This is a genomic window from Epilithonimonas xixisoli, assembly GCF_004365655.1.
Classification (GTDB): Bacteria; Bacteroidota; Bacteroidia; order Flavobacteriales; family Weeksellaceae; genus Epilithonimonas; species Epilithonimonas xixisoli.
Map to the genome: position 1 here is coordinate 560,753 of NZ_SOEO01000002.1, position 26,164 is coordinate 586,916.

At 35.6% G+C, this 26,164-nt stretch carries 21 protein-coding genes; 12 read left to right on the forward strand and 9 right to left on the reverse strand.

Going from position 1 to position 26,164, the window contains the following annotated elements; genetic code table 11:
• Positions 1–125 precede the first annotated feature (125 nt).
• Positions 126–926, forward strand: a complete 801-nt coding sequence (locus B0I22_RS09965; protein WP_133944510.1) for a DUF3667 domain-containing protein — start codon at positions 126–128, stop codon at positions 924–926.
• A gap of 87 nt (positions 927–1,013) precedes the next feature.
• On the opposite strand, the gene B0I22_RS09970 is transcribed toward B0I22_RS09965, so the two are convergent.
• Positions 1,014–2,645, reverse strand: a complete 1,632-nt coding sequence (locus tag B0I22_RS09970) for a helix-turn-helix domain-containing protein (RefSeq protein WP_166668213.1) — start codon at positions 2,643–2,645, stop codon at positions 1,014–1,016.
• 285 nt (positions 2,646–2,930) lie between these two features.
• Between B0I22_RS09970 and B0I22_RS09975 the strand changes: the two genes are divergently transcribed.
• The 8 genes from B0I22_RS09975 to B0I22_RS10010 all read left to right on the forward strand — a co-directional run bounded on the left by B0I22_RS09975 (position 2,931) and on the right by B0I22_RS10010 (position 13,324).
• A complete protein-coding gene (locus tag B0I22_RS09975; RefSeq protein ID WP_133944512.1) occupies positions 2,931–4,457 on the forward strand; it encodes a T9SS type A sorting domain-containing protein in 1,527 nt (508 codons plus the stop codon).
• 10 nt (positions 4,458–4,467) lie between these two features.
• A complete protein-coding gene (locus tag B0I22_RS09980; protein WP_133944513.1) occupies positions 4,468–6,897 on the forward strand; it encodes a delta-60 repeat domain-containing protein in 2,430 nt (809 codons plus the stop codon).
• On the forward strand, positions 6,894–8,459 hold the full coding sequence (locus B0I22_RS09985) for a T9SS type A sorting domain-containing protein (protein ID WP_133944514.1): 1,566 nt from the start codon (positions 6,894–6,896) through the stop codon (positions 8,457–8,459). The genes B0I22_RS09980 and B0I22_RS09985 overlap by 4 nt, the downstream gene beginning before the upstream one ends.
• A 65-nt stretch (positions 8,460–8,524) precedes the next feature.
• The gene (locus B0I22_RS09990; protein WP_133944515.1) at positions 8,525–9,754 is read left to right on the forward strand and encodes a 3'-5' exonuclease; all 1,230 of its coding nucleotides are present in this window, start codon (positions 8,525–8,527) and stop codon (positions 9,752–9,754) included.
• Positions 9,755–9,759: 5 nt separating this feature from the next.
• Positions 9,760–10,239: a hypothetical protein gene (locus B0I22_RS09995; protein WP_133944516.1), complete on the forward strand. Its 480-nt coding sequence runs from the start codon at positions 9,760–9,762 to the stop codon at positions 10,237–10,239.
• 337 nt (positions 10,240–10,576) lie between these two features.
• Positions 10,577–11,776: a diaminopimelate decarboxylase gene (gene lysA / locus B0I22_RS10000; RefSeq protein WP_133944517.1), complete on the forward strand. Its 1,200-nt coding sequence runs from the start codon at positions 10,577–10,579 to the stop codon at positions 11,774–11,776.
• Positions 11,777–11,840: 64 nt separating this feature from the next.
• The gene (locus B0I22_RS10005; RefSeq protein WP_133944518.1) at positions 11,841–12,347 is read left to right on the forward strand and encodes an energy transducer TonB; all 507 of its coding nucleotides are present in this window, start codon (positions 11,841–11,843) and stop codon (positions 12,345–12,347) included.
• Positions 12,348–12,559: 212 nt separating this feature from the next.
• A complete protein-coding gene (locus B0I22_RS10010; RefSeq protein WP_133944519.1) occupies positions 12,560–13,324 on the forward strand; it encodes a T9SS type A sorting domain-containing protein in 765 nt (254 codons plus the stop codon).
• A gap of 55 nt (positions 13,325–13,379) precedes the next feature.
• Here the strand turns inward: B0I22_RS10010 and B0I22_RS10015 are convergent, their stop codons facing one another.
• The 3 genes from B0I22_RS10015 to surE all read right to left on the reverse strand — a co-directional run bounded on the left by B0I22_RS10015 (position 13,380) and on the right by surE (position 15,557).
• Positions 13,380–14,147, reverse strand: a complete 768-nt coding sequence (locus B0I22_RS10015; protein WP_221411227.1) for a class I SAM-dependent methyltransferase — start codon at positions 14,145–14,147, stop codon at positions 13,380–13,382.
• 69 nt (positions 14,148–14,216) lie between these two features.
• Positions 14,217–14,786: a Crp/Fnr family transcriptional regulator gene (locus B0I22_RS10020; protein ID WP_133944520.1), complete on the reverse strand. Its 570-nt coding sequence runs from the start codon at positions 14,784–14,786 to the stop codon at positions 14,217–14,219.
• A gap of 6 nt (positions 14,787–14,792) precedes the next feature.
• Positions 14,793–15,557, reverse strand: a complete 765-nt coding sequence (surE, locus tag B0I22_RS10025) for a 5'/3'-nucleotidase SurE (RefSeq protein WP_133944521.1) — start codon at positions 15,555–15,557, stop codon at positions 14,793–14,795.
• Between the two features lie 171 nt (positions 15,558–15,728).
• On the opposite strand from surE, the gene B0I22_RS10030 reads away from it, so the two are divergent.
• The gene (locus tag B0I22_RS10030) at positions 15,729–17,849 is read left to right on the forward strand and encodes a carboxy terminal-processing peptidase (RefSeq protein ID WP_133944522.1); all 2,121 of its coding nucleotides are present in this window, start codon (positions 15,729–15,731) and stop codon (positions 17,847–17,849) included.
• A 136-nt stretch (positions 17,850–17,985) separates the two neighbouring features.
• On the opposite strand, the gene htpG is transcribed toward B0I22_RS10030, so the two are convergent.
• Complete coding sequence (gene htpG / locus B0I22_RS10035) at positions 17,986–19,875, reverse strand: molecular chaperone HtpG (protein ID WP_133944523.1); 1,890 nt, start codon at positions 19,873–19,875, stop codon at positions 17,986–17,988.
• Between the two features lie 480 nt (positions 19,876–20,355).
• Here htpG and scpA point away from each other — a divergent pair, with 480 nt between their 5' ends.
• Positions 20,356–22,476 carry a methylmalonyl-CoA mutase gene (scpA, locus tag B0I22_RS10040; protein WP_133944524.1) on the forward strand — a complete coding sequence of 707 codons (2,121 nt, stop codon included), beginning with the start codon at positions 20,356–20,358 and terminating at the stop codon, positions 22,474–22,476.
• Between the two features lie 247 nt (positions 22,477–22,723).
• On the opposite strand, the gene B0I22_RS10045 is transcribed toward scpA, so the two are convergent.
• Entirely contained in the window at positions 22,724–23,032 is a 309-nt protein-coding gene (locus B0I22_RS10045) for a hypothetical protein (RefSeq protein WP_133944525.1), read from the reverse strand.
• Positions 23,033–23,123: 91 nt separating this feature from the next.
• Between B0I22_RS10045 and meaB the strand changes: the two genes are divergently transcribed.
• A complete protein-coding gene (meaB, locus tag B0I22_RS10050) occupies positions 23,124–24,110 on the forward strand; it encodes a methylmalonyl Co-A mutase-associated GTPase MeaB (RefSeq protein WP_133944526.1) in 987 nt (328 codons plus the stop codon).
• Here meaB and B0I22_RS10055 read toward each other — a convergent pair.
• The 3 genes from B0I22_RS10055 to B0I22_RS10065 form a co-directional block, all read right to left on the reverse strand.
• On the reverse strand, positions 24,107–24,631 hold the full coding sequence (locus B0I22_RS10055; RefSeq protein ID WP_166668214.1) for a DUF4251 domain-containing protein: 525 nt from the start codon (positions 24,629–24,631) through the stop codon (positions 24,107–24,109). The genes meaB and B0I22_RS10055 overlap by 4 nt on opposite strands.
• A 69-nt stretch (positions 24,632–24,700) precedes the next feature.
• The gene (locus tag B0I22_RS10060; protein WP_133944528.1) at positions 24,701–25,807 is read right to left on the reverse strand and encodes a glycosyltransferase; all 1,107 of its coding nucleotides are present in this window, start codon (positions 25,805–25,807) and stop codon (positions 24,701–24,703) included.
• A gap of 1 nt (position 25,808) precedes the next feature.
• Positions 25,809–26,024 (reverse strand): uroporphyrinogen decarboxylase, encoded by a 216-nt coding sequence (locus B0I22_RS10065; RefSeq protein ID WP_133944529.1) that lies wholly within the window; start codon positions 26,022–26,024, stop codon positions 25,809–25,811.
• Between the last annotated feature and the right edge of the window lie 140 nt (positions 26,025–26,164).

Genomic DNA, 26,164 nt, shown 5'->3' on the forward strand with positions numbered 1-26,164 from the left:
ACCATAAAAAATGACTGGGGAATCCAAGTCCTATTACCTATATTTATATCGTCTTTAACGATTATTAATTGGAAAAACTATAAGTTAATGGAAGCAGAAATCAAATTGAGAAATTTAAACTAAAGATGGCGGAAAATTGTCAAAATTGCAATGAAGTTATAACTGCAAGTTTTTGTGGAAATTGCGGGCAGAAGAAATATAAAAGAATCGACAGAAAGTATGTTTGGGACGAGATTCAGTACACGTTTCTCCATACCAACAAAGGTTTTCTGTACTCCGTAAAAAACATAATCAAAAATCCAGGAAAGACTGCCAGAGATTTTATTGATGGAAATCGAGTGAATCATTACAAACCGATTTTGTTAGGTTTTGTCTTAAGTGGTATTTCTGCTTTTATTTCTTATAAAATAATTGGCTTGAGTAAGGTCATATCAGAGATGTATGCTAGTGATAAAAGGTTGAACTCGCAGGCTATGAACGATTATATGACTGTAACAAACAGTTATAACTCTATCATAATGCTAATGTTGATTCCGTTTTTTGCATTATGTTCAAAATTAGCATTTCGAAAATGGGGGCATAATTATTATGAACACGTTGTAATGAACGCCTTCATCCTTTGTTTTTACACCTTATTTAACATCATAATAATATATCCTATTATGTATTTTTTGAAGGATAATCCCAGCAATATCATCTCATTGTCAGGTGTATCAATGCTACTTTCACCTTTAATGTTGATTTGGTTTTTTAAAGAATTTTATAAAGATAGAAAGACAATAAGCATTGTAGGACGTGTTGCCTTGATAGTCCTCTATTCTATCATTGGACTCTTTATCTTGATGATAATAGGTGGCTTAATAGGTTTAGTTTTTGCAATGATGAAGGGGCCAGAAGCTATGGAATATTTGAAACCAAAAAAATAACAAAATCCTGTTAACGTTTTGATTTTATGCAATCTATCAAAAATCACATCTTTAATTCTATGTTCATTAAATATTATACAAAGCTAATTATTGAATTTTTTCTTCGTCCTTATCCAAACGTTTTAAAAAATAAGAAGGAGAGATATTATACTTTTCTTTAAAATTTTTGGAGAAACTTTGCGCAGTATTAAATCCGGATTTGTGAGCAATTTCCTGAATCATCAAATGTTTTGTTTTAGGATTTGTCTTCCATAACTGAACGACATATTCTAATCGGAGATTATTTATGTAAGACAGGAAATTGTCTTTTTTGTATTGATTGATAACTTTGGAAAGGTAAGAGACGTTTGTACCACATTGTTGTGCTAACTGTTGTATATTCAAATCTTTTTCGAGATACTTTTTCTCTTTTTCAAATTTTTCCAAAAAAAGTAAAATGTTTTCGACAATCAAAGGATTGATTTCGGATAGCTCTGGAACCATTCCAATATTTTCAGAATCCGGATTTGTTATTATCCTAGATTGATTTTCTTTTTCATAGGACTTATTTTGGTTATAAGCGTATAGTAGATTTTTGTAATGCTTTTTTCTTTTGTAATTGCTATAGGCATATAATCCCATTGCTGAAAAGAATACAATGCCTAATCCCGACATTAATATTTTTCTTCGCTTTTCCTGTTTAAGCTCATTTTCCAGCTTTAGTTTTTCTGCCTGCCATTTAGGTGGGTCATAATCTTTTTGTAGTGTGTCATAGAGCTTTTTATAATCTCTTTCATAAGTTTTGCCTAAGGCAAGCACTTTTTGCACATATTCCAATTGTTTTGCCGTATGACCTTGTTCCTTGTAATAATCAAACAAAAATTCCAGAGCAGGGCGAAATAGTGGGTCCAGCTTCCCTTTGGTTTTATATTCTTCATCAAGTAATAATAAATAGGGAAGTGCAGAATTTTTATCTCCCTTGTGCCAATAACTCAATCCCAGATAGTAATTCTCTGTCAAATGTCCCCAATTACCGCGATACTGCTTTAAGGCTTCATTCAGATTTTGAATGGCAACATCATATTTCTTCTGATGATAAGCATCAATCCCTTTAGCAGAGATAAAATAGGCTGAATAATCCGGATAATTATTTTTGGCAATGAAATCCATTCCCTCCCGAATCAAATTTTTATTTTCTTCAAAATGACTAAGATGGCTGTTGGTATCTATGGCTGAAATAAGAGCATAAATATAATACAAACTATAATCGGTATCGTTTATTTTTTCCTGGTTTTTCCTATAAAATGCAAGCACGTTTTTCAATATGTTTTGTGCTTCTTGATATTCCACAAGATAAATTTTGGTCTGAGCGATAAGATATTCTGCATTATGAACCAGATAGGGATTGTTTTTCTTTTTGATGTAATCGTATCCTTTCAAATAATTCTTCAAAGCTTCTGGATACCTTTCTTCAATCATATAAATACTCCCTTTTGCAAGGTAACAATCGCCAATGATATCCGTATCATTCTGTCTATAGGCCGTTGAAAGAAGACTGTCGGAATATTTTAATTGTTGTTCTCCTCTGGAGTATGTGCTTGCTAATGAGTATGCCCGATGTTGTTTTTTTATATTATCTTCTTTTCTAGCTTTATCAGTCATTTTTTTTATATAAACCCATTGTTCAGCAGGTTTTTCCTTTAGACTATTAATCTTACTCTCCAAAAAAGAGTAAGACATCTCCGAATTATTTTGGGAATTAATGATAGAAAAACTAAAAAAACAGATTAAAAGACATAAAAATCTTTTCATAAAACTCTCTATTTGTGTTGAGATGTCAAATTTAGTCTAAATCAATAGTTAACAAAGCACGATCGATTTTCCTGCTTCTAAATTTAGCTTTCTACCTGTATTTTTTTTGTTTTTATCGCTAAAATACTTTTTTCTAACACTCGTAATCTGTGTTTTTACATTATTATTTTGCATCACAATCGTCTTCTTATTAAATTTGAAAAAAATACAAATATGAAAATACATTTATTCGTAATCCCTGTATTGTTCTTTTTTTCAAGAACATACGGGCAGAGCCAGTATTTGGATTCAACATTCAATGGAACAGGTTTTTTGAAATCCGATTATAAAGCGGAAAGCTATGATGAAACTACACTGATTAAGCTTTCAAATAACACATTATACGCAACAGGAAGAGTTTCCATAACTGATTATAAATTCTACGAAAGTGGATTTGGGGTTCTGAAGCACAAACTTACTTCAGGATTGGACGAAACGTTTGGTAACTCGGGAAAAGCACATTACTATTATGATTCTTACCATCAAGCGGATTATACTAAAGATTTTCACGAGTTTGCGGATGGATCGCTACTTTATCTTTCGGGAATGGGTCTTGTGAAAACAGACAAAAATGGTGCTTTGGATGCCAATTTCGGTTTTCACGGGAAGCAGGAGTTTGAACCTGGAGGCAATAAACAATATAATAAATTGCTGATTCTGCCGGATGGCAAAATCTATGTTTTCGGACAAAAAGATGATAATCTGTATTTGGAAAGGTACAATTCGGACGGATTTTTAGATTTTTCTTTCGGAAATCAAGGAACGCAGATGTTCGATCTGGGAACTAATGAAGAAATAAACGATGCAAAATTGATGAACAACGGTGAAATCCTCATCATCGGTCATAGTCAAAAACAAATTAATAACAATACATCAGGAAATTACAGACACAATTTCATCAGAAAAATCAGTCAAGACGGAACTCTTAATCCTAATTTCATATTCGATAATGTAACTGGAATGTATGATCAAGTAGGTGACTTCAAAAAAATACTGTTAAATGATGACGAAAGTTTTGCATATATCATTAATCAGGTAAACGATTGTAATCACAGGGTTTTAAAAATAAATATGCAAAACCTTACTTTTTCGAATCTTTTCTATGCTTCAGTTGGTGGTCCGTTTCCTTGCGATATATTAAATCCCCAATATAGCATCAATGATATTGCTTTGCATAAAAATCAGATTTATATCGCTGGAAATGAGCATTCAGGAAGTAGCACGGCAATGTGGATCACAAGATATAATCTGGACGGAACTATTGATTCGTCCTTTGCAGATCAGGGAAAATTTAATTATTTTCTTTCTCCCGAATCCACAAACAATAGCTTGCAAAGTATTCAGGTTGATTCTGATGGGACCGTATATGGAGGAGGGAAATTGGATTATGACTTTCTTGTTTTCAAAATTTCAAAAACGATTACTTTGGATGTAAATGAAAATAATAGTGAAAATAAAATTCTGAAGGTGTATCCTAATCCGGTAACAGATTTCCTATTCGCTGATGTTAAGAGTCTTAATGGCAAGGAAATAACAATATCAGTTTATGATCTTTCCGGAAAATTAGTAAAAAAACAAATGGTAAATGCAAATTCCGGAAGTAAGATTTCCATTAATCTTTCCGGGTTGCTGGCTGGTAATTATGTGGTAAAGTATAAGTCTCAAAACTTCTCCGAATCTGTTAGGATTATCAAAAAATAACACAAACAAAATGAAAAAAAACATAATTTTAGTCCTGTTTTTGGGCTTATTTACCTCTGCATTTTCTCAACAGGGAACTCTTGATTCTAATTTTGGACTTGGAGAATACAGTTTTGTAGAAAATGAAAATAATGAAGTGCTAACAGCTGTAGAATTTGCCAATGGTAATCTTTATGCTACAGGATATAAAACCATTTCAAGCGATTATCGCGATTATTTTCCGAATAAAGATTCTTTCTTTTTCTACAATCGCACGACAAATAAAAGAACAGAAATTTCCATTGGGGATAATGGTTCCCGAGCAAACGCTATTAAATATCACGAAAACTACATCTACCTTGCAGGATATTCCAAAGACAAAAACAATAAAAGCATCGCTGTTGTAAAACTACACGCAGAAGATGGGGAAATACCTAATCAGGGAGATTTCAACAAAGACAGCAAAATCATTACAGACATTACGAATGATGATGAAGCCAACGCTATTGATATTAAAAACAATAAAATCTGGGTTGCAGGAAAATCCGGAAACCAATCAATAATTGTCCGCTACAACCTTTCTACGGGATACATAGATAGGACATTCAATCAAAAGGGATTCATACTGTATAATATTGGAACAAAATCCGAAATCAAACAATTTAAAATCCTTTCCGATGACAAAATGATAATCGCAGGAACCGCAAGTAATGGAGTCAACACAGATTTCTTTGTGGCAAAACTCAACGCCGATGGTAGTTATGACACTTCATTTGGTATTAATGGTGTCTTAAAAATCGATTTTCTTGGAACCGATGACAGATTAAACAGTATGAAAATCTTGGACAATGGCAAAATATTATTGGGAGGATATTGTACAAAAACTCCCACAAATATTGATGCTACAATCGCCCGAGTAAATGCGAACGGTACTTTGGACACCACCTTTAAATCAACAGGTAAAATGAATTATGAAGGCGGAACCAAAGAAGATGTTTTCAATTATCTTGATGTAAAGAAAAACAATTGGAACGAAGAAATAATCCACGCAATAGGCTATAAGAAAAATACAAACTACAAAGACGTGTTCTATGTTACATTTTATGCAGACGGTAGTCTTGAAAGAAGTTCCAATGTAAGCAACCTAAGTTTTTATAATGATTATCTTATAGGAGGAGCATTCGGGGTTTATCCTGAGGAAGAATCGTCCAGCGGATTGATGACGATGTTTGCCAATGTGTTTTGCAGGGAATCTTCAGGATATTTTCAGGCATTTTCCTCTACCTCTGGAATGCCGGCATTGCCATCTAGCTGTGGAGAAACCAGCTCGACAGACCTATTGAATGTAAATGTGATAAAAGAAAGACAAGACGGAAAATTTTATGTTGTGTATCAGAATAAATTAAAAAGATACCTCAGCAACGGCAATATTGACCTTTCTTTTGGGGACAATGGAACTTTTAATGAGATGTTTGTTTCTCAGTTTGATTTGCTTCCCGATAATAAACTTATAGTACCAATTCATAAACCCGGAATTTCTACATCACAATACACAGTTATTATCGATGATAACGGAAAGATTGTTGACAATTTTGAATTCAAAAAATTTCAAGGTGCAGATTTGCAATACCTCAACAGAATGGATTACTCTCCTGTTACAAATAAGCTGTACGCTTATTATGCAACACCATATCACCCTTCTCTTCCTAATCCAGTGATGTGCAGATATAATTTGGATGGTACGATAGATACTTCTTTTGCGAATAACAACCAATATATTCCAATAACTGGTTCTTATGGAAGTTCAGCTCATATAGATTTTCAAAAAATAGATTTAACATCAAATGGAATCGTTACGATTGCTTTTGCAGAAAATAAAAAAATCATAACACGGTATGACCTGGATGGAAATCTCGTTTCCGGTTTTGGAAACAAGGGAGTTGTTGAAATTTCTTTCACCAACGGCAATGAAGTTTTATTCAAAAAAATACTTTTAGATAATGTCAATAATATTTATTTGATGACTGAAAAAATTGAAAATTCCGGTCGTAGAGTTGAGGTTGAAAAATACAACTCTCTAGGAAGCATAGACTCTTCTTATGGTAATAACGGGGTATTCAGCTATTTTTATGACACGACTAATTCTTCAGTCTATTTTTATGATGCCAAAATTCAAAATGATAATAAACTTCTGATTTCTGGAGAAAGATCCAAACCATCTGAAGGTGATCACGGATTCGTTTTAAGAGTAAATACAAACGGAACATTGGACACCACTTTTGGCGGACAGAACAACGGCGTTTTCTCTGATTTTCACACCAACAATCCCAATGATTTTTTTGAAACCATAAGTGTAATGGGACTTACTGCTGATAATAAAATCATCGTAGGAGGGCTTAATAAAACAATAAGTGTAGGAAATTCTCCCACCTATAATTCAAAAATTAAAAAACTTAAATGATGATATACAGATTTATTATAACAATTTTTCTTATTCCCGTATTCTGTTTTGCTCAGAATCAATATCTTGATACCTCTTTCAATGGGACAGGAAAATTCTTTTTGGGAACGGTATTCAATTATCCAAACAGCAATTCCGAATACATCACAGATGCCGTTGAACAGCCGGATGGAAAAGTAATCTTTCTGGGAATTTCACATAGCAATTCAGGATTTTTTGAACCTATCTACTGCACTGTTTTCAGGTTGAATACCGATGGTACTTTGGATGATTCCTTTGGAAATGAAGGAGTTTTCCAATATTCTACATATCAACATCAAAGAAATTTATTTAATGTTGCTTCCAAAATTGTATTGCAGAATGATGGAAGTTTATTGATTGCAGGCGTTGGTTATGCGGTTGCAAACAATCTGAACAGTGATTTGATTGTTATGAAGCTCAATGCAAATGGCTCTATTGATACGTTTTTCGGTGAAAACGGAATATCAAGATTACCAATATTGATAGGAAATAACCTGAAAATTAATGATATGATTGTGTATAACGATGTAATTTACACCGCTGGAAGAGCCAATTCCTACGCTTATATTGCAAGCATCAATCTCGATGGTTCAATAAATACAAATTTTAATGGTCTGGGAACATTGATTCTTGATGATACAAGTCTTTACTATAATGATATTAAAAAGCTCAAAATTGTTTCAGGTAAATTATTGGCAATTGGAATTTCTAAAGATTCATCTTTTAACATTCGCCTTTCGCTCGCTAGAGTTTTTCTGGACGGAAGTTTAGATATATCTTATGGCACTTCAGGAATAGCAACCCCAGCTTTGATAGGAGAAACCAATGAAAGCATACTAGACTATCAGCTTTTGCCAGATGACAAGCTTCTCACAATAATCGGAGGAAATTTTTATCAAGTCAATAAATATGGTCTACTGGATGCCACTTTTGGTACAAATGGTTTCATAAAAAACCCTTACAACGAAAGCTTTTTGACGGCAACTATTACTGCGGATAAGAAAACCATTCTTTCCAAATCTATTATAGATGGTCCAGCCGATATTTATCAATCATTCAAAACAGTCAGAATCAATTCTGATTTCACAAAAGATGCAGGATATTACAATAATGGTCAGGTTCTCACCAATGTTTTGGCACCAGAACACTATGTCCAGGCTCCTGCGAAGGTTCTCGCTCTTTCAAATGGTAAAACCCTTGTTGCCGGAACAGTTACGACCATTCCAAATCCGAATGTTTCCAGCATTAAGCAACAGAAATATGTAGTCGTAAGATATACCACAGCAGGAACTTTGCAAACCCAAGATACAGATAAACGTGAATTTTTAACCTATCCTAACCCTGTAAAGAATACAATTAATTTCAAAACTTTGGAAAAAGTTAAAAAAGCGGAAATCTACGACTTGTCCGGAAGATTGATAAAAGCTGAATCGAAAATTGAAAATAATAAGATAGACGCATCTGCATTAAAATATGGAGATTATATTTTAAAAATAACAACGGACAAACAAGTATATCATTCAAAATTTATTAAGGAATAGGTTTAGAAAAAAACCTTTCACAAATTCCAAATCATTACATTTGTGAAAGGTTTTTATTTAGTCATTTGTATACAATAATAGATATAGAAAGTAACGGCGCACCATTTCGGAAAGAAAGCATCATCGAGATTGCAATCTATCGTTTTGACGGTCACGAGATTACAGACCAATTTATCTCACTCGTGAATCCCGAAAGTGAGATTTCTTCTTTTGTTCAAAAGTTGACAGGAATCTCATCGAAAATGGTTTTGACCGCTCCAAAATTTCACGAAATTGCAAAACGTGTTGTGGAAATTACGCAGGATTCAACTTTGGTTGGACACAATATTGATTTCGATTACCGGATGCTTCGCCAATCATTCAAACGGCTTGGTTACGAATTCAATATCAATACTTTAGACACTATTCCATTAGCTAAAAAATTGATTCCGGAAGAGAAAAGTTATTCCTTGAGTAAACTTTGCAAATCCATCGGAATTCCGTTGACAGAAGCGCACCGAGCAAGTGGCGATGCCAGAGCGACTTTGGACTTATTCAAATTGTTGATGATTAAGGACAAATCCAATGAGATCATCCAATCTCAACAGGAAGAAAATCACGCCAAAAGTTTTCTAAACAAAATCCAATTGTTGACGGAAGACCTTCCAAATGAGCGCGGAATCTTATATTTTCAGAATTCTGACGGGAAAATTATCTATTCTGATGTTGTAGAAGATTTATATAAATCAGCAAAAAAAATCCTTGAATCTGATTCAAGAAAATATAAAAACATTCAAGAAGACTCAGTTTTGACTTCTTATGAATTGACAGGAACTGACCTGATTGCCAAACTAATGATGAAAAATAAAGGCATCAGCAAAACGCAACCTTTGCCTTTCGGATTGTTTCACAGAAAGAATAAATATATTCTTGAGAAAATCAAAAAAGAGCAGGAAGAGAAACCTTATTTGAGATTCAAAAGTTTTACGCAAGGTTTGAAAGCCATCAATTACATCAAATCCAAACCGGAGCTGAAAGAAAATCTTGATGAATTCACGCAGAAAATCAATCTTAAAAAGAGAAACGAAATCTGGACTTCATCGGGCAGAACTTTGGGTGAAAAGTCCTTCCTCATTTTAGAAAACGGAAAACTGACTGGTTTTGGGTTTTACGATTTGTATCATCAAATCCAATCTTTGGAAAAAATCAAAAAACTGATGTTGCCTGTTTCCAGATTCTCTCAGGATTTGCAGAATGATTTGCAGTTGGCGCTTTTGAGGAATGAGTTTGAGGTTTTTCCGCTTCCTGAAAAATAAAATTAATGAAAAAAATTCTACCATTTTTTATTTTCTTCATTCTTTTTACAACTTTTTTTAATTGCTCAAAATCGGCTGATAATAAACTCAAAAAAGATAAAGATTTTGTTCGTGACTGGAAAGTTTTAAGATATCCTTATTCAAATGCAGTTTTAAGTTTATTCGGAAACAATGAATTTAAATATTCTGAAACTGGTCATACTTCTGAATTATATTCTGAAGGTTTATGGTCAATGAAAAACGATACGCTTATATTAAATTCTCTCAGACCTAATGAATGCTTATATATTGACGATTTTTCTTTAAATGAAAAAGAGACTTTCGAATCAATGAAAACCACTTTGAAAAATTGTAATCCAAAACCTAATTCTAAATTTTTCACAGAATTTAATAATTCGAAATTCATAGTAAAAACTGATTCTTTGATTTATTTGAACTTGAATAGTGATTACAAGAGACAATATGGAAATTATAAAATTTATTAACCATCTAATTAGAATGCTATTCCCGCAGCCCGACTTGAGTGGAAATCCTTTTTTGTGGCTGGAAAAGCGTGGGCAAAAAAGATTGGGAACGGAAGGCGGATAAAGCTGCCCAAAATAAAAACCAATCCAAAAATTGCGAGATTTACAGATAAACTCTAATTTTGCGAAAAATTTTAACAACAAGCAATGCAATATTTTAAACAAAGCAAAATCGGAAAAAAGGGAGCTGTAAGGTTCTCTAAGGTTTGGAATGTATAATGAGTTGCGTGCATAAGATATCTATTGCGGCAGACTCTTTATATAAGAATCTGCCTTTTTATTTTTAAAAATCTACCTTATGACAAATCAGGATTTGCTGGCTATAGCAAAAGAATTCGGGACGCCCGTGTATGTTTATGACGTTAATTCCATCAGCGAACAATATAAAAAGCTGACGTCTTCTTTCTCGAAGACCACGCGTTTTTTCTACGCTGCAAAGGCTTTGACCAATATCAATATCCTGAAGTACGTAGAAAAACTGGGCGCATCTTTGGACTGCGTTTCTATCAACGAGGTAAAATTGGGTCTGAAAGCTGGTTTCTCCAACGAAAGAATTCTATTCACGCCAAACTGTGTTGACTTGGCTGAGATCGAGGAAGCAATGTCTCATAAAGTTCATATCAATATCGATAATATTTCGATTCTTGAACAATTCGGGAATAAATTCGGTGGTTCTTATCCGATTTTTGTGAGAATCAATCCACACATTTATGCTGGTGGAAATCATAAAATCTCGACCGGACATATCGATTCCAAATTCGGGATTTCGATTCACCAAATGCGTCACATCGAACGTGTGATGAAATCTACCAATCTGAATGTGGAAGGTCTTCATATGCACACCGGAAGCGAGATCAAAGACCCAGATGTTTTCATCCAAGGTCTTGAGATTATGTTTGAATTGGCAGAACATTTCCCAAATTTGAAATATCTGGATATGGGAAGTGGCTTCAAAGTGCCTTATCAAGAAGGCGACATCGAAACGGATGTGAAATCTCTTGGTAAAAAAGTCAACGCATCCATCAAAAAATACGAGGAAGAATCTGGCAAGAAATTCCAGCTTTGGTTTGAGCCGGGGAAATTTTTGGTGAGTGACAGTGGACATTTCTTAGTAAAATCGAATGTCATAAAGCAAACCACAGCAACGGTTTTCGTAGGCGTGAATTCTGGTTTCAATCATTTGATTCGTCCGATGTTCTACGATTCTTATCACATTATTGAAAACTTATCCAATCCAAAAGGTGCGGAAAGAATTTATACGGTTGTCGGAAACATCTGTGAGACAGACACTTTCGCTTGGGACAGAAAAATAAATGAGGTAAGAGAAGGCGACGTTTTGGTTTTCAGAAATGCGGGCGCTTACGGTTTTGAGATGAGTTCTAATTTTAATTCAAGATTGAAACCTGCAGAAGTGATGTTTCTGGACGGAAAAGCGCACCTCATCAGAAAAAGAGATGAGTTTGAAGATCTATTGAAAAATCAGATCGAGGTTTTGTAAATAATTCTGTATCAGAACTATTTTGGCATAAAATTTCTTTCATAATTTTTCAAAATCAAAATCTATGAAATCATTATTACTTTCCTTTAGTTTATTAATAAGTTCATTGGCTTTCGCACAAAACAGCGATGTGGAAGATATGATGAACATCGATATTCCAATGAACGACGCATCTTTAAGTTCCGTTGCTTACAATGTGAGAGGTATTTATCAACTTAAGGATGATAATTGCGACCCTGCAAAGTTCAAAACTTTAAAATATCCAGGCGGTGCAGAAGCTTACATCAAGGAATTGAAAGAAAAACTGGCGCAAAATGTGAATTGGAAAACTTACGTTATCAACGGTTTGTTCTTCGTGAAATTGGACATTAATAAAGATGGAAATCTTGCAAAATTGGAAGCCGGACCAAAAGTAGCTAACAGCGATCAATTTCTAAATGACCTGAAAGAAGCGGCAAAAAAAGTGAACAAAACCTGGACGCCGGCCAAATGCAATGGAAATCCCATCGATTCTCAAGCAATGCTTAAGATTGATTTTTCATCGATGGCTTATGACAATGCTTTTAACTAGATGCAAGAAATTTGCCTTTAGATATTAGATTCTTTCTAGAATCAACATATTAAAACCGCCTGTGATGGCGGTTTTTTTTTATGCAATTTGAAACAGGATTAAAATTAATTTCATTTTTTATCAAAATAATAATTTATTATATCATTAAAAATAAGTATCATTGCATTCTTTTTTGACAAATTAATCTTATAATTATTAACAATACAATTAGCATGAAGAAATTTTTATTATCTCTTTCAATAATCGGTTCAAGTTTATTTTTTGGACAAATCAATAATACAGAAGGTTTTGAAACCAGCAATGGAAGTTTTACAAACGTTGGGTTTTTCCGAAGCAAGTTTACATCATTTTGCAGTGGCGAATATGCATTGAGCAGAAACCTTTACAGCGCTGCGCTTACTGGCTCTACAACATTTTCATCCTCTGCATCTTCTGGTGCAGCGATAGATGTTTCTTTCAGCTACAGAACTTTCAATTATCCTGCAGATGCTAGCAAAAAAGTTTCTGGAGAAATCGTAATCGAATATTCTAAGGACGATGGTGTAACGTATTCACCAATCTCTACGATTGAGTTGAATTCTATTTTCACTTGCAAAACTTTTACTTACAAAATACAGGAAGGACTTGTGCCTGCAAATTCTAAATTCAAATTCCGTGTGACGGGAAATCAAAAAACGGACGGTGATTTCTATTTGATTCTAGATGATTTCAAATTTACACAGTCAACTCTTGCGGTATCAGAACTTTCCAAGAATAAAATTGGAATCTATCCAAACCCGGTTTCTGATGTTTTGAACTTGAGCGATTACAAAAATGTGAAGTCTGTAAGTGTTTCCGACATCACAGGAAGACAATTGAAAACGATTGCCAATCCGGAAAGCGCGATTCAATTGAAAGATTTGAAAGCGGGGAATTACATCGTGACAATCAACAATGTTGACGGGACTTCGCACAACACCAAGATCATCAAAAAATAACTAACTATACTTTTTCTAAAGAAAACGCCTCAAAAATTTTTGAGGCGTTTCTGTTTTATTTTTTCAGGTTTAATTTCACAAGATATTGATCATTCTCATCTGTGTAAATCAATTCTGTGACCCAGCCTTCTTCCGAAGCAATTTTTTCTAAAGTTTCCTCATCCAGATAAAGCCATTTGAACCAATCTGTGAGTTGTTTCTGATATTCGTATAGACAAAAAACTTCGCCATAATAACGGTCTGTTGGGAAAATATCATCCTCGTACATATAATTGATATCCGAAGAATCGAAAATCAAAACTCCATTTTCATTGAGCAAAGTTTTAGCTTTTTGGAGAAATTTTCTGAAGCCATCCAAATCTCCACACAATCCGATTCCGTTCATCAATAGCAAAAGTGTGTCAAACTTTTCATTGTCTAATTTGAAAATATCTTCACAAAGCACATTTTTCAAACCTCGGTTTTTCATCACTTCGCAAGCTGCTGGTGAAATTTCCAATCCCACAGCTTCCTGATTTCGGCGTTGAAGAACCAATGCGTGACTTCCTGCACCAGCACCAATATCCAAAGTTTTTCCTTTGCATAGATCCAGAGCTTTCTTCTCGAGAGTCGGCATTTGTTTTTCGTTTCGGAAATAGATGGAAATCGGCATTTCTACCCTTGGTCCAAAAGTGTCGTGAACGTAGAGTTTGCCTCGGCTGGTTTTCTCGTGAAAATTTTTGATGGCAATTCCTGGTAAATCGGTCATAGAAAAAAAACTTACCGCAAAGATAATATTAATAAAAAAAGCATTCAGATCTCTCTGAACACTTTTTTTCGTCATTCGGAACTTACATTCTGAATGCTCACAACAAATGTAAATTTTATTTATTACAGATAAAATGAACCTCGGTTAAGAAATCCGTCTTCTTATTCTGCTCAATGCTTGTGGCGTAATTCCCATATAAGAAGCAATATGTTTCAGCGGAATCAATTGGAAAAGATTGGGTTGCTCTTTTAATAATTTAAGATATCTTTCTTCCGCCGTCTCACTTAGAAAAGAAAATTCCCGGTTCAGTTTCTCCACATATAATTGTTCCACAGTCAGCCTCCCAATCAGATTTCCAACGACGTGTCTTCTGTAAAGATCCTGCAAATTATCATAATGAACCCTCCAAACAACCATATCCGTGAGTGCTTCTACATTACATCGGGAAGGCGTTCTTTGTGTGAAAGAATCATAAGCAGTCAGATGTTGATATTTGAATACAAAACGTATGGTCAATTCTTTACTTTCCCTCTCAAAAAAAAGTCTCGCGACACCTTCTTCCACTACGGATAGATAATTTTCTACCTCTCCAACTTTTAGAATAACATCTTTCTTTTTATACTCTGTTCTTGTATGTTTAGCAGAAAACTCATTCCAATCGTTGTCATTAAGCGGAATATTTTTCGAAAGCAAATACTGTTTTACAAACTCCATTCATTTTTATTTATAAATTGAATTGAGTTCGTTCATATATTCATAAGCTGTCATATCAAATTTCACTGGAACAATGCTGATGTAACCGTTTGTCAGAGCTGTTTCGTCTGCATCTTCAGACTGATCCATATTGTTGAAATAGCCAGAAAGCCAATAGTATTTTTTTCCGTGCGGATTGGTTCTTTCGTCGAAGCTTTCTTCCCATTTTGCATTCGCTTGCTTGCAGACTTTAACGCCTTTGATTTCCTCTTTTTTAAGATTTGGAATGTTGACATTTAACACAACACCTTTCGGCATTGGGTTTTCCAAAGTTTTCAGAATAATATCTTTGATAAAATCTTCGGCTTGATCAAAATCGGCTTCCCATTTCAAATCTCCCAAAGAAAATCCAATCGCTTGCAAACCTTCTACACCAGCTTCCACGGCCGCACTCATCGTTCCGGAATAGATAACATTAATGGAAGAATTCGCTCCGTGATTGATTCCAGAAACAACCAAATCTGGTTTTCTTGGAAGGATTTTGTCTAAGGCCATTTTCACGCAATCAACAGGTGTTCCGGAGCAAGAGAAATCTTTCTGAGGTCCGTCCAGATTCAATTCTTCGAAGCTTAAAGTGGAGTTGATGGTGATGGCGTGACCTTTTCCACTTTGAGGTGAATTTGGAGCAACTACGATGACATCTCCAATTTGGTTGACTATGCTGATTAATTTTCTAATTCCTGGCGCTGTGATTCCATCGTCATTGGTTACCAGTATCAATGGTTTACTCATAAATTTTTCTTTAATTTTTTCCGCTTTTTGCGATATTTTCATAATTCTTTCAAAAATAACCAATTTATAATACTTTAATAAAAATAAGGTGTTAAATTTGGTTTCGTTTTTGAATAAGCAAGTAACATTCAAAAGAAAATTTTGACTAATTTAAGTACAGATTAAAAATTTATGTTCAAAAAAATCAAGTTCCGGAAACTACTGATGTTTGCGCCTCTTATGACGCTGATGTTCTGTTTCAACTCCCCTCAAAATGATGATGAAAAAATGCAGACCATAATGGTAAGCGTGAAAAATACACTTTCCTATCTTCATTATAACCCAAAACCTATCAATGATGCTTACTCTCAAGATGTTTATGAAAAATATTTTGAAAGTGTAGATGCGTCTAAGCGTTACTTTTTACAATCCGATATGGATGAGTTCAAAAAGCACAATACAAAGCTGGATGATTACCTCAACAACGGAAATCTCGTTTTCTATAAATTGACAATCGACCGTCTTTACCAACGTGTGGATGAGATTGATAAAATGACTCAAGATATTCTTTCCAAGCCAATTAGTTTGGAAGAAAATGACGAATTGATCCTCGAGCCTAAAAAAAGAATCAATCCTGCTGATGCAAAACAACAGCGTGAAGAATGGAAAAAGTACATCAAGTACAACATCCTTCAGGAGATTGAAACCCTTTCCAGCAAAGAAGAAGCTCAGAAAAAGAAAAAAGATTCTGTTGTGAACAACAAACTACAGGATACAATAAAATATGCGCCAACTTCTATGGAACAGAAGCGTGTAAAAGCGACTGCAGAAGTAAAAGATTTGATTACCGACTCTTTCAGAAGATTCAAGAAAAGAAAGAAAATGGATTGGTTCTCTGTCTATATGAATGCTTACACAGAAGTTTTTGATCCTCACACCAATTATTTCTCGCCACAAAACAAGGAGGAATTCGATATGAATTTCACCGGAAAGGTAATTGGCATTGGCGCAATCATCCAAGAAAAGAGAGGATTCTTATATCTTGGCGCGTTGACGATTGGTGCACCAGCGTGGAAATCCAAACAATTGACAGAAGGCGACAAAATCCTGAAAGTCAAATCCAAACCGAAAGAAGAAGCGGTAAACGTTGTCGGAATGTTGTCTGATGAAGCTGTAAGACTAATCCGTGGTGAAAAAGGAACGCCGGTCACTTTGACGGTTGAGAAAAAAGACAAGACCATCAGAGAAGTGACGATGATCCGCGAAGAAGTGGCTATTGAAGACACATTTGCGAGAAGCATTACAGTTAATTCCAAAAATGGTAAAAAATATGGATTCATCTATTTGCCAAGTTTCAACGTAGATTTTGAAAATCCGAAAGGCAGAAATGCTTCTGACGATATCAAAGCAGAATTGATCAAGCTTAAAAAAGAAAATGTAGAAGGAATCATCCTGGACCTTAGAAGCAACGGCGGTGGATCTCTTACCGAAGTTGGTGATATTATGGGTTTGTTTATGAATGCTGGACCGTATGTTCAGGTGAAAGACAGCCGAGGAAAAATCCAAGTTCTAAGTAATAAAATGAACGAGCCAATCTGGACAGGACCATTGGTTGTGATGCAAAACGAATTGTCTGCATCGGCATCAGAAATCCTTGCTGGTGCGTTCCAAGATTATGGTAGAGCAGTGGTGATTGGTTCGCCAAGTTCTTTCGGAAAAGGAACGGTTCAGACTTTTGTGGAACTTAACAGATTCCTTAATACCAATGACGATTTTGGTGCTTTGAAATTGACGATTCAAAAATTCTATAGAGTTTCCGGAGAATCAACTCAGAGAAAAGGAATTGAAGCAGACATTAAAATGAAAGACTTCTTCTCCTACGCAGAAGTGGGCGAAAGATTTGACCAATATGCTTTGCCTTGGGACAAAATCGAAGCAACGTCTTACAAAAAACTGACAGGACTCAATATTGCTCAACTGAAAACCGAAGTAGAAAAACAAATCGCTGAAAGCCCAAGTTACAAATTGTTGCAACAATCTGCAGAATGGAAGGAAGCTTTGGACAAAGAAGAAACGATTACGTTGAATCAAACCAAATTCAATGAGTTGATGAAAACGCGTAAAGCACAAATCGAGAAGTTCAAAGGTTTGGATAAATTCAATAATGGATTGAAATTCACCCTTCATCCGGACGAAGCGGAAAGAATCAAAAAAGACGAAGCATTTGCCAAAAAAACAGAAAACTGGAGAAAAAATCTTGAACGAGATTTCTATCTGGAAGAAACGGTGGATGCACTTTCGAAGATTAAATAAAAAGAAAAGCGGAACTAAATTTTAGTTCCGCTTTTTTGTGCTTTATTAATTTTTCTTTGTTTCCCCCAGCTCTAAAGGGAGCAAAGAAAAATCAATTTACTCCCTTTAGGGTTGGGGGAATAAATTGATTTTTATATTACTTCAAACTCTCAAAACTACGCTTGATAAAATCTGTCAGCTCCTTCCCTTTCAAAAGATTCTGAGACAATTTCGCAAGATCCAAAGCTTGATTAATCATCGCACTTTTCTCTTCCGCATTCTCTTTCTTCAATAATTCTCCAGCAAAATCTGAGTTAGAATTCACAACCAAATTATACATTTCTGGGAAACCGCCCATTGCGAACATTCCGCCTCCGCCAGTTGCTTGCATATCTTTCATTCTTCTGATGAACTCCGGCTGAGTCAAAGTAAACGGTGCATCGGTAGAATCTAAATCTTCTAATTGAACCGTAAACTTCGTGTCATTGATAGATTCCTCGATTTCTTTCTTCAAAGTCTCCTTGTCTGTATCATTCAATTTAGAAATAACTGGTTCATCTTTTTTGATTAAGTTATTGATGTGATCCGCATCCACTCTAGCAAAAGAAACATTCTCTTTAGAACTTTCCAATTTCTGAATCAAGTGTGGAACGATTGGAGAATCAAGCAACAAAACTTCATAACCTTTATCTCTCGCAGACGAGATGTAGCTGTGTTGTTCATCAGCATTGGTTGCGTAAAGGATCACTGTTTTTCCGTCTTTGTCCGTTTGAGTCGGTTTGATTTTCTCCACCAATTCATTCCAAAGATAATATTGACCTTCCGTCGTTGGATAAAGTGCAAACTTGTCAGATTTCTCATAGAATTTATCTTCAGAGATCATTCCGTACTCGATAACGATCTTGATGTCATTCCATTTTTTCTCGTAATCTTCACGATTTTCATTGAATAATGAAACCATTTTGTCCGCCACTTTCTTCGTGATGTAAGAAGAGATTTTCTTCACTGCGCCGTCAGCCTGCAAGTAAGAACGGGAAACGTTCAACGGAATATCCGGAGAATCGATCACGCCTCTCAGCAACATCAAGAAATCCGGAACAATTCCTTTCACCTCATCCGTCACATAGACCTGATTTTGGTACAACTGAATTTTATCTTTCTCAATATTAAGGTTATTCGCTAATTTCGGAAAGAACAAAACGCCCGTCAAATTGAATGGATAATCCACGTTCAAATGGATATGGAACAACGGATCCTCAAACTGCATTGGGTACAATTCCCTATAGAAATTGTTGTAATCCTCAGCTTTCAGTTCACTCGGCGCTTTTGTCCAAGCTGGATTTGGATTATTGATGATGTTATCTACCTCAACCGATTCAGGTTTTGCATCTTCCGCAGAACCTTCTGGTAAAGGCAAAGTCTCGGTTTTCGTTCCAAATTTAATTGGAATTTGATTGAATTTGTTATACTTCGTCAAAAGCTCACGGATCTTGGATTCCTCCAAAAACTCCAAAGAATCCTCTGCAATATGAAGCACGATCTCCGTTCCTCTGTCAGATTTTTCCGTTTCTTCCAAAGTATATTCCGGACTTCCATCGCATATCCAACGAACTGCTTTATTATCTTCTTTGTAAGATTTCGTAAAGATTTCCACCTTCTCCGCCACCATAAATGCCGAATAAAATCCAAGACCAAAATGTCCGATAATTCCCGCATCTTTCGCAGAATCCTTATATTTTTCAAGGAATTCCTCCGCGCCGGAAAACGCCACTTGGTTGATATATTTTTCAACTTCCTCACCCGTCATCCCAAGACCTTGATCCTTGATCGTCAGCGTTTTCGCCTCTTTATCAATTTTAACCTCGATGATCGGATTGCCATAATCCACTTTCGCTTCACCAATCACGGTCAGATGTTTCAACTTCGTCGTTGCATCCGTTGCGTTGGAGATCAATTCACGAAGAAAGATCTCGTGATCGCTGTAAAGAAACTTCTTGATCAGCGGAAAAATATTCTCCACCGACACATTAATACTTCCTGTTGACATATTATATTATTTTTTGTTAATTTTTATTTCCAAACACCCGAACTCTCAAACCCTAAAACTCTCAAACGTCACTTCGGGCGACTGCCAAAAGCCAAAGCTAAATCCCACGCTATTTTGTCACCGGGCTATCCGCTACAATCTTTTGCTTTTCACGATTTGTTATCAGTTGACACATTTCCCAAGCAAAAGGATTTCCACTTCTATCCCTGTCGCGTGCTTTCGCAATCAAACAACATTTCACAAAAAAAAGACCATCCAACAATTAATGACAAATTGTCGCTTGCCGAAACCACAAAGACACAATGCTTTCACAAAGAACATTAAGACTTTGCGTTCATTGATGAGTTTTACGTCTTTGCGACTTTAAAATGTTTTCAATATTGGGAAAAAAATCTTTGCGGGCTTTGCGTTTAAAACAAAAATTAAGATTTTCACTTTCCCAAAATTCCTTACATTTACTTTCCACAACAAGAAAGTAAAATGCGTCACAAAATCCAAAACCAAAACCCTGATTTTAAGAACATTACATTCGATTCCAATTCAGAAAATTACACTTTTGAAAAAGACGGCTTGGAACTGAAATCAAAATACACCAGCGAAGACGTCAAAAACAAAGACATCAAAGCTGGCTCTGCAGGAATTGCGCCTTTTCTCCGTGGTCCGTATTCTACAATGTATGTTCAGAAACCTTGGACCATTCGTCAATACGCAGGATTTTCCACAGCCGAAGAATCGAATGCTTTTTACAGAAGAAATCTCCAAGCCGGACAAAAAGGACTTTCTGTAGCGTTCGATTTGGCAACACACAGAGGCTATGATTCAGACCACGCAAGAGTCGTTGGCGACGTTGGAAAAGCAGGCGTTGCTATAGATTCTGTTGAGGATATGAAGATTTTGTTCGACCAAATTCCGTTAGACGAAATTTCAGTTTCGATGACAATGAACGGCGCAGTTTTGCCGATTTTGTCTTTTTATATTGTTTCAGCAGAAGAACAAGGAATCTCGATGGATAAGCTTTCCGGAACTATTCAAAATGATATTCTGAAGGAATTTATGGTGCGAAATACTTACATCTATCCGCCAACACCTTCAATGAAAATCATCGCCGACATTTTCGAATACACTTCCAAAAATATTCCGAAATTTAATTCGATTTCAATCTCAGGTTATCATATGCAGGAAGCTGGTGCAACACCGGTTTTGGAAATGGCCTACACCTTAGCCGACGGTTTGGAATACGTTCGAACCGGAATCAAGGCCGGAATGAACGTAGATGATTTCGCGCCAAGATTATCATTTTTCTGGGCAATCGGAATGAATCATTTTATGGAAATCGCTAAAATGCGAGCTGCAAGATACATTTGGGCGAATCTTCTGAAACAATTCAATCCTCAGAATCAAAAATCTTTGGCTTTAAGAACACATTCTCAAACTTCTGGCTGGAGTTTGACAGAGCAAGAACCTTTTAATAATATCACTCGAACAACAATTGAAGCGTTGTCTTCAGCTTTAGGCGGAACTCAATCTTTGCACACGAACGCTTTAGACGAAGCGATTGCTTTACCAACAGATTATTCAGCGAAAATCGCGAGAAATACGCAGATTATTCTTCAGCAGGAAAGTGGAATTTGCGACGTCGTTGACCCAATGGGCGGAAGTCATTTGATTGAGACTTTAACCCAACAAATGATCGAAGAAGCAATGAAATTCATCGATGAAGTAGAGAAAGAAGGCGGAATGACCAAAGCCATCGAAGCGGGAATCCCAAAAATGAGAATCGAGGAAGCGTCGGCAATCAAACAGGCAAAAATTGACAGCGGAGAAGAATTTATCATCGGCATCAATTCCTTCAAATCAGATTTAAAACAAACCGAAATCGAAATTCTCGACATCGATAATACGGAAGTTCGCAGAAAACAAATCGAAAGATTAGACATAATTAAATCTGAAAGAGATTCAGAAAAAGTGTCAGGAATTTTAAATAAAATCCGAGAAACTGCCAAAACCGGAAACGGAAATCTTCTGGAACTTTGCATTGAAGCCGCTCGCAGAAGAGTCACACTTGGTGAAATGAGCGATGCAATGGAAGAAAGTTTCGGGCGTTACAAAGCTAATATCAGAACCATATCAGGAGTTTACGCAATGAATGCAAGCAAAAATGAATACTTTGAAAAAGCGGTTGCTTTAAGTCAAAAGTTCGAAGACAAAGAAGGACGACGACCAAGAATTATGGTTGCCAAAATGGGACAAGACGGTCACGACCGTGGCGCAAAAGTCGTAGCAACCGCATTTGCAGATATGGGATTTGATGTCGATGTTGCACCTTTGTTTCAAACGCCAGAAGAAGTTGCGAAACAAGCCGTGGAAAATGACATTCACATTTTGGGCGTTTCGTCTTTGGCCGCAGGTCACAAAACTTTGGTTCCGCAAGTGGTGGAAGAACTTAAAAAACTTGGAGCTGATGATATTACAATCGTTGTCGGCGGCGTAATTCCTCAACAAGATTACGAATTTTTATACGCAAACGGCGCACATCATATTTTTGGACCGGGAACGAATTTACCGAAAAGTGCGATGGAGATTTTGGAGAAAATGCTTTGATAAAATTTATTGAATGCCTAAAACCAAAAGCCTTCTCATCATTATATTTCTAAGTTTATTAGGATTAATTTTAGGAAAATATTTAACAAAAATCTACGGTATCGATCCACCTAACATTTACTTTTGGAGCGGAATGATTCTCAATTTATTCTCGAGCTTGATAGGAATTATAACAATTATATTATTAATCATTAATTTCATAAAACAAAAAAAAGGAAGCCCAATAAGCTTCCTTTATTAATTAAAATTATTTCTTCGCATTAGCATTCACATACGCCAAAACCCAGTTGGTTTCCTCCGCATTCAGTTTTGCTTTTGGCGCCATTGATGCCATAATTGGTTTCCAATCTTCTACGGTAAAGTCAGACGGTTTTGGTAAATCGTGACATCTTCCGCATCTCAGATTAAATAAATCCTCTCCTTTTTTCAGCATTTCTTCTTTGGTAAGATTGGCTGTTATGGTAGATGTTTCAGTTGTGGTAGTGGTTGTTTGCTGTGTTTTACAAGAATAGACGATCACACCGACAAGACAAACACTGTATAAGTATTTTTTCATTATTTTTGAATTTGATTTCCATCAAAAATAATTAATTTGAACACAGCTTCTCACAATCTGTCCTAATTTGTAACAATTCCAAATTTCCAAAATGACCAGAACACTCAGTTTACCGGATTACATCCACGGAATCAAATCTTCTGACAAAAGGATTTTGGGAAAAGCCATCACGCTCGTCGAAAGTAAGAAGCCTGAACATCGGGAAATTGCAGATCAATTGCTGAAAGAAATCTTACCATTTACCGGAAAATCTATCCGAATTGGAATTACCGGAGTTCCCGGCGCTGGAAAATCAACTTTCATAGAAACTTTTGGAAAACTAGCGATTGAAAAAGGAAAAAAAGTCGCTGTTTTGGCAATCGATCCCAGCTCGTCTATCAACAAAGGAAGTATTCTTGGCGATAAAACTAGAATGGAAGAATTGGCAAAAGATCCAAATGCTTTCATCCGGCCAAGTCCGAGTTCCGGATTTTTGGGTGGCATTGCGAACACAACGTTTGAAAGTTTGTTAATTTGTGAAGCGGCTGGTTTTGATTATATTTTGATAGAAACGGTTGGTGTGGGACAAAGCGAAACTTTGGTGAATGATATTACAGATGTTTTTCTTTTTCTAAAAGTCATCGGAACGGGTGACGAACTGCAAGGCATCAAACGTGGAATAATGGAGATGGCAGATTTGATTTTCATTAATAAAGTGAATTCCGAGAATCTTTCGAAAGCCAAAATGACGAAAACCGAATTGACAAGAGCTTTGCAATTCATAACTCCGAAAGAAAAAGATTGGAAAATCCCTGTGCTGATTGGTTCTGCTTTGGAAAAAACTGGTCTTGATGAAATTTATAATAAAATTGAGGATTACATTTCTTTGAAAACCAAAAATGGAACTTTTCTCGAAACCAGAAAAAATCAGGCTCAAAAACGATTTGAATTTTGGGTGAGAGAATACATCCTTGAGAAAGCTAAGAATGACCATTTGCTCGAAAATTCTTTCCAGAAACACAAAAAAAACGCTTCAGAACTCTTGTCCAATCCAAGTTCCGAAGCGAGTGATTTTGTAAAGAAATTATTAGGAAATTAATTTTTTGCTGCTGAAATATTTCCGTCAAAACTTATCGGTTGTCTGTTATTGGAATTGATTGATAAAAATCCACTTCCATTTTTAAAAATCTCCAGATTGAAAACATAGTTCTCTTTTGCATCTCTTGGTGTGATGACCAAAAGTGTATTTCCTTTTTTAGTAACAGATTGTTTTACTGTAAATTCTTTCGATTCAAAACGGATTCCGCCATTACTCGTGTCAGCAGGATTGGCACTAAAAGCGCGTCCAAAATAAGGCAAGTAAACGCTGAACAAATCTTTTTTCAAATTGAATCCATAGCCGGGATCCAAATTCAGAAGTCTTCCAGCAGCGCCTCCTCCAGGGAATGAGTTTAGAATATTATTCACGCCATTATTATCCAGCGGAAAAGCTCTGGTGGCGTTGTAATCAAATTCTTTATTATCGATTGCCGATTTCAGATTCGTCGGATTCATATAAATCTGACTTCCACAGCTGATGGTCATCAAGGCAAAACTTATTATTAAAACAAAAGCTCTCATATTCATTTATTTAAGGAAAATTAATAATCAAAAATCGTACAAACTTTAGATGATAAAAAAAGCAAAAGGTTAATGACCCATTTCCAATTCTTTTCGTGCTTCGCTGAAAAGTTTCAGAATTTTCTCTTCCTCATTTTCCCAGCACAGCTCATCTGCGGCAACATTCAGATTGTGAAGATAGGTTGCTTTTCCGTTTTTCAAAACGGCATTCAGTTTTTCAGCAAGATGTTCCGGCGAGTGATTTTCGATGATCTCTCCCACTTCAAAGGTCTTGATAATATTCCTCATCTCCGGAAAATCCGACACCACAACTGGAACGCGAGATTGGATGTAATCGGAAATTTTATTTGGCAAAGAATAGAAATAACTAAGTCCATTATTCTCCTCAATGCTAATTCCCACATCCGCTTTTGGCGTTATTTTTCTTAAATCTTCAGGGTTTAATTTTCCAAGAAATTTGACTTTGTCTTCTACTCTAGCGTCTTTTGCAATTTGTCTAAACTCATCTTCCATTGGTCCTCCGCCTGCAATCCAAAGTTCCGCATTTTCAATCGATTGCATTGCAAGAATGGCTTTATCAATTCCACGTGAATAGTTGAGCCAACCTTGATAGAGTATTATTTTGGTTTGATTTTCATTCGTCCCATGGAAAGCTATTTTTCTTGGAAGATTTCGGACAATGATTGGTTTATTAATTTTATATTCCTTCACAAACCAATTGGCGTAACTGTCGCTGGCTGTGATCATTTTCGAAATTTTCGGGACAAAACTTTTCTCAATTTTCTTCCAAACATGTTTTACCCAACGGCCTTGGATGGTTGGCATTTCTGTAAAAATCTCGTGGCTATCAAAAACAATTGGAAGATGGAGAGATTTGGAAATGAGATAATTTGGCATTATTGTCTCCAGATCGTTCGCTAATAAAATGGTCTTATTGTCAGCATTTTTTTTAATTTCTTGAAACAATTTTCTCTGAAATTCTATATAAGCAAATCTTAGTTTTTTTGATTTTAAAGGAATTCTAATAAACGGATAAGGCCTTTGCATTTCTGGCGCTCCCAACCAATCGTTTCCAATCAAAATCGGCTGATATCCATTGTCATAAAGTGTTTTGCAGACCTTCTCTACACGTTGATCTGTGTACAGATTATTAAAAACACTCACGATCACTTTCATCCTAATCTTTTTTAATAATATTATAAATCTGAATAAAGGCAAGAATCCCATTCGGAATGATGACCGGCCAAAGCATACCGCTGTAAATACCGTAAATCACGAAACAAATGCAACCCAACAAATTGACAGTTCTAATGGCTTTGATATCTCTCATCAGAAAACTCGCAACGATAAAAACCGAAGCCAGATAACCAACGTATTGCGACCAGTTCTCCATAAACCATCTATTAAGGTTTACAAACCTAAAACATTTTTTAAAATAATATGGTCATAAAGTCCGTTTTTTTCTAATGGCAATCTATTTGCAACCAAATATTTAAATTTTACAATAAATAATTGTAGGATTGATTATAAAAA